A 3520-nucleotide genomic window follows, 5' to 3' on the forward strand; every position below is an offset into this window, starting at 1 on the left:
GGCGGCAAGGGTGCCGAAGTGGTTTCGCTCGACGCCTTTCGCAAGAAGTGAGCCGGGGAAATGGGCGAGGTCGTCAATCTCCGCCAGGCCCGCAAGCAGAAAGCGCGCATCGAGAAGGAACGCCTGGCCAGGGAAAACCGGGCATTGCACGGCCGTTCCAAAGCCGAGCGCGAGCGTGACCGGCTGACGTCCGACATGAGGGAAAAATTCATGGACGGCCATCGCCGCGAAAAGCCCGGCGATCCGGACCGGCGCTGAGCGCCCGGATGGCCGCTGTCGAAAAACGCTCGGTGACGATCCGCGGCCACCGCACCAGTTTTTCCCTGGAGCAACCCTTCTACGACGATTTGGTGGCGATCGCGACGCAGCGCTCGCTGTCGCTCGCGGCCCTCGTTGCCGAGATCGACGAAACGCGGACCCGTGACGCCAACCTCTCCTCCGCGCTCAGACTCTACGTGCTCGCCTGGGCAAAGCGCGGCGGCAAGGCATCTTGACCGGCCTCAGACCGGATCGCCGAGGCTTTCCTGCGCCTTGCGCTTGGCGCCGAAGCTGAGCAGGGCCGAACGGTCGCGTTCCTCGGCCTGCTTTTTCGACCGCACCCGCATCAGGTCCTTCCAGCCGATATAGCCGACCAGCCGTGCATCCTCGCGCGAGACGACCGGCAGATGCGAGACGTTGGCCAGGAGCAGCTTGTCTGACAGTCCTTCCAGATATTCGTCGGGATAGGCGAGCGTGACCTTGCTGCCGGCCAAAAGTTCGCCGAGCGTCGTCTTGCGGTGCTTGCCGGCGCGGCGCCAACGCAGGATCGCCGGCGGATCGATGAGGCCGAGCACATGGCCTTTCTCGTCGATCACAGGAAAGCTCGGATGGCGCGTGTCCGGGGCGGTCAGGAATGCCGCCGCGCCGTGCAGCGTCATCGTCGCCGGCACGCTCTCGACCTTGGTCGTCATCACCTCGCGCACCCTGGTCAGCGCGAAGGGATCGACGCGGTATTCGCGAACGAGGTGATGTCCGCGCCGCGCCACCTTTTCGGTCAGGATCGATCGCTTCATCAACAGCACGGTGACGGCATGGGCGGTGGCGCAGGCTGCGATCAGCGGCACCAGCATGTGGGTGTTGCCGGTGAGTTCGACCGCGAAGAAGGTCGCGGTCAGCGGCGCGCGCATGGTGCCGCCCATGGTCGCGGCCATCGCCAGCAGCGGCCAGAAGCCGGGCGTCGCCTCGGGCAGGATGCCGGCAAGCACCGCGCCCATCGCGCCGCCCATGATCAAGAGCGGCGCCAGCACGCCGCCCGACGTTCCCGAACCCAGCGCCACCGACCAGATAATGGCCTTGACGACCAAAAGCGTCAGCGCTGCCGCCGCCAGCACATGGCCATCCAACATGTTGGCGATGTTGTCGTAGCCGACACCGAGCGCCTGCGGCTCGATCAGTCCACCGATACCGACCACCAGGCCGCCGATCATCGGCCACCACATCCAGTGTATCGGCAGCTTCTGGAAGGCGTCCTCGCAGGCATAGACCATTTGCGTCAGCAAGCCGGAGAGCAGGCCGGCGGCAATCCCGACCAGCACCCAGCCACCCAATCCGGCGATCGACGCTTCCATGCTGCCCGAGAACGGGAAGATGGGTCCGGGCAGGTGCAGCAAGGTGCGTTCGACCTCGGCGACGATGGCGGCAACGGCGACCGGGATGAAGCTGCGCGGCGTCCATTCGAATAGCAGCAGCTCGACGGCGAGCATGATTGCCGCGATCGGCGTGCCGAACACGGTCGTCATGCCGGCCGCCGCGCCCGCCACCAGCAGCGTCTTGCGTTCATTGTCGCTGACCGGCAGCATCTGCGCGATCAACGAGCCGATCGCCCCGCCGGTCATGATGATCGGCCCTTCGGCGCCGAACGGTCCGCCTGAGCCGATCGAGATCGCCGACGACAATGGCTTCAATACCGCCACTTTGGCGTCGAGCCGCGAGCGGCCGAGCAGGATTGCTTCGATGGCTTCCGGAATGCCGTGGCCGCGGATCTTTTCGCTGCCGAAGCGCGCCATCAGCCCGATGACCAGCGCGCCGATTACTGGAACCAGCACGGCGGCATAGCCGAGCGGCGTGTCCTCGAGCCTGAGCTCGGCCAGTGTGAACTGGCCGAAATAGGCGATGTTGGTGGCGAGCCTTATCAGCTTCAACAGCGCGATGCCGGCAAACAGCCCGGCGGTCGCCACAACGACTGCGATGGCGGCGATGATGAGCACCCGCGGATCGGTGGTGAAGTCGCGGAGATGGCCGTTTCCGGCATGAGCGGATTTCATTTGGGAGCCTGAGCTTTCTGGCGGCGCGGTACCGTCCGGTTGTCGGGCGGCTACATATCGTAACACGATATAATTCTTCAAGGCCGTTTTTGGTGGTTGCTCCGCGTCATTTTGGTCATGGATGCGCCAGGCTTTCATTAGAGTTGAGCTTTGGCCGGAAAGGGCGATAAGTCGTGGCATGACGCATCCGAAGAAACCACGTCCCGCCATCAGCCAGGCCGACTATCAGCGGCTTTCGGAGTTCCGCTACCTGATCCGCCGCTTCCTCGAATTCAGCCAGTTGCAGGCGAATGAGGCGGGCTTGACCCCGCGCCAGCACCAGGCGCTGCTGGCGATCAAGGGCTATCCCGGCGGCGGGCCGGTGGCAGTGGGCGATCTGGCGGAGCGGTTGCGCATCCGCCACCACAGCGCCGTCGAACTGGTGAATCGGCTGAGCGAGGCCGGCTTGGTCGCGCGGGATCAAGACAAGGCCGACCACCGCCGCGTCCTGCTGCAACTCACCCCGCTCGCCGACGACCGTCTCGCCGAATTGTCGGCCGCCCATCTCGACGAGCTTGCCCGCATCGAACCTATGCTCAAGCGCCTGCTTTCGCGGCAGGAGCCGGTTTGAGCGCTACATCCAGCGCTGTCCTTCGCGACGTCTTGGGTGTTTTGTTCGCCCGCGATTCCGGGCGGAACCGCTATGCAGTTTTCCTGGAATAACGAGTTTCAACCGCCGTCCAGCGACTTCAAGAGGTTGTCGATCGTGAACGGATTGGACTTGGGCTTCGGCGGCTCTGGAACGGAACCGTCGTTGACGCCGGGAAGCGACCGGTCGACTTTTGGCGCCTGCTCAGCCGCCCTGCGTTCAGCTTCCAGCCTCGCCTGCTCGGCACGCTTGCGATCCGCCTCGGCCTGGGCTTTCGCGGCTGCGGCCTGTTGTTCGGCCTTTGCCTTGGCGTCGGCATTCGCCGCTGCTTGCGCATCAGCCTCCGCCTTGGCACGCGCCTCGGCCTCGGCCTCGGCCTGAGCCTTGGCATCGGCTTCCGCTTTTGCCCTTGCCTCTTCTTCCGCTTTGGCTTGCGCCTCGGCTTCTGCCTTCGCTTGCGCTTCCGCTTCGGCATTCGCCCTGGCTTCAGCCTCGGCTTTCTGCCGCGCCTCTTCCTCTTGCCGGCGCAGTTCCTCGGCCGCCCGGTCGCGCTCCGTCTGCAGCGCAGCGTAGTAGCGCACCTCGCGCC

4 protein-coding genes and 1 pseudogene are annotated in these 3520 nt (G+C 65.3%); 3 read left to right on the top strand and 2 right to left on the bottom strand.

Going from position 1 to position 3520, the window contains the following annotated elements; all coding sequences use genetic code 11:
• Window positions 1-60: 60 nt before the first annotated feature.
• Complete coding sequence (locus tag EOA60_RS24190; RefSeq protein ID WP_095824898.1) at window positions 61-258, top strand: DUF4169 family protein; 198 nt, start codon at window positions 61-63, stop codon at window positions 256-258.
• 8 nt (window positions 259-266) lie between these two features.
• Window positions 267-494 (top strand): ribbon-helix-helix domain-containing protein, encoded by a 228-nt coding sequence (locus tag EOA60_RS24195; RefSeq protein WP_095779013.1) that lies wholly within the window; start codon window positions 267-269, stop codon window positions 492-494.
• A 6-nt stretch (window positions 495-500) separates the two neighbouring features.
• Here the strand turns inward: EOA60_RS24195 and EOA60_RS24200 are convergent, their stop codons facing one another.
• Window positions 501-2303 carry a chloride channel protein gene (locus EOA60_RS24200; protein WP_095824899.1) on the bottom strand — a complete coding sequence of 601 codons (1803 nt, stop codon included), beginning with the start codon at window positions 2301-2303 and terminating at the stop codon, window positions 501-503.
• Between the two features lie 178 nt (window positions 2304-2481).
• Here EOA60_RS24200 and EOA60_RS24205 point away from each other — a divergent pair, with 178 nt between their 5' ends.
• Complete coding sequence (locus EOA60_RS24205) at window positions 2482-2913, top strand: helix-turn-helix domain-containing protein (RefSeq protein ID WP_066990862.1); 432 nt, start codon at window positions 2482-2484, stop codon at window positions 2911-2913.
• A 98-nt stretch (window positions 2914-3011) separates the two neighbouring features.
• On the opposite strand, the pseudogene EOA60_RS24210 reads toward EOA60_RS24205, so the two are convergent.
• Window positions 3012-3520, bottom strand: a pseudogene (locus tag EOA60_RS24210) (AsmA protein); the annotation flags it as partial.

The sequence above is a fragment of the Mesorhizobium sp. M1A.F.Ca.IN.020.06.1.1 genome (assembly GCF_004023265.1).
GTDB lineage: Bacteria > Pseudomonadota > Alphaproteobacteria > Rhizobiales > Rhizobiaceae > Mesorhizobium.

Coding starts and splice junctions, on each gene's coding strand:
- EOA60_RS24205 (WP_066990862.1), top strand. CDS start 2,482: ATGACGCATCCGAAGAAACCACGTCCCGCCATCAGCCAGGCCGACTAT.
- EOA60_RS24195 (WP_095779013.1), top strand. CDS start 267: ATGGCCGCTGTCGAAAAACGCTCGGTGACGATCCGCGGCCACCGCACC.
- EOA60_RS24200 (WP_095824899.1), bottom strand. CDS start 2,303: ATGAAATCCGCTCATGCCGGAAACGGCCATCTCCGCGACTTCACCACC.
- EOA60_RS24190 (WP_095824898.1), top strand. CDS start 61: ATGGGCGAGGTCGTCAATCTCCGCCAGGCCCGCAAGCAGAAAGCGCGC.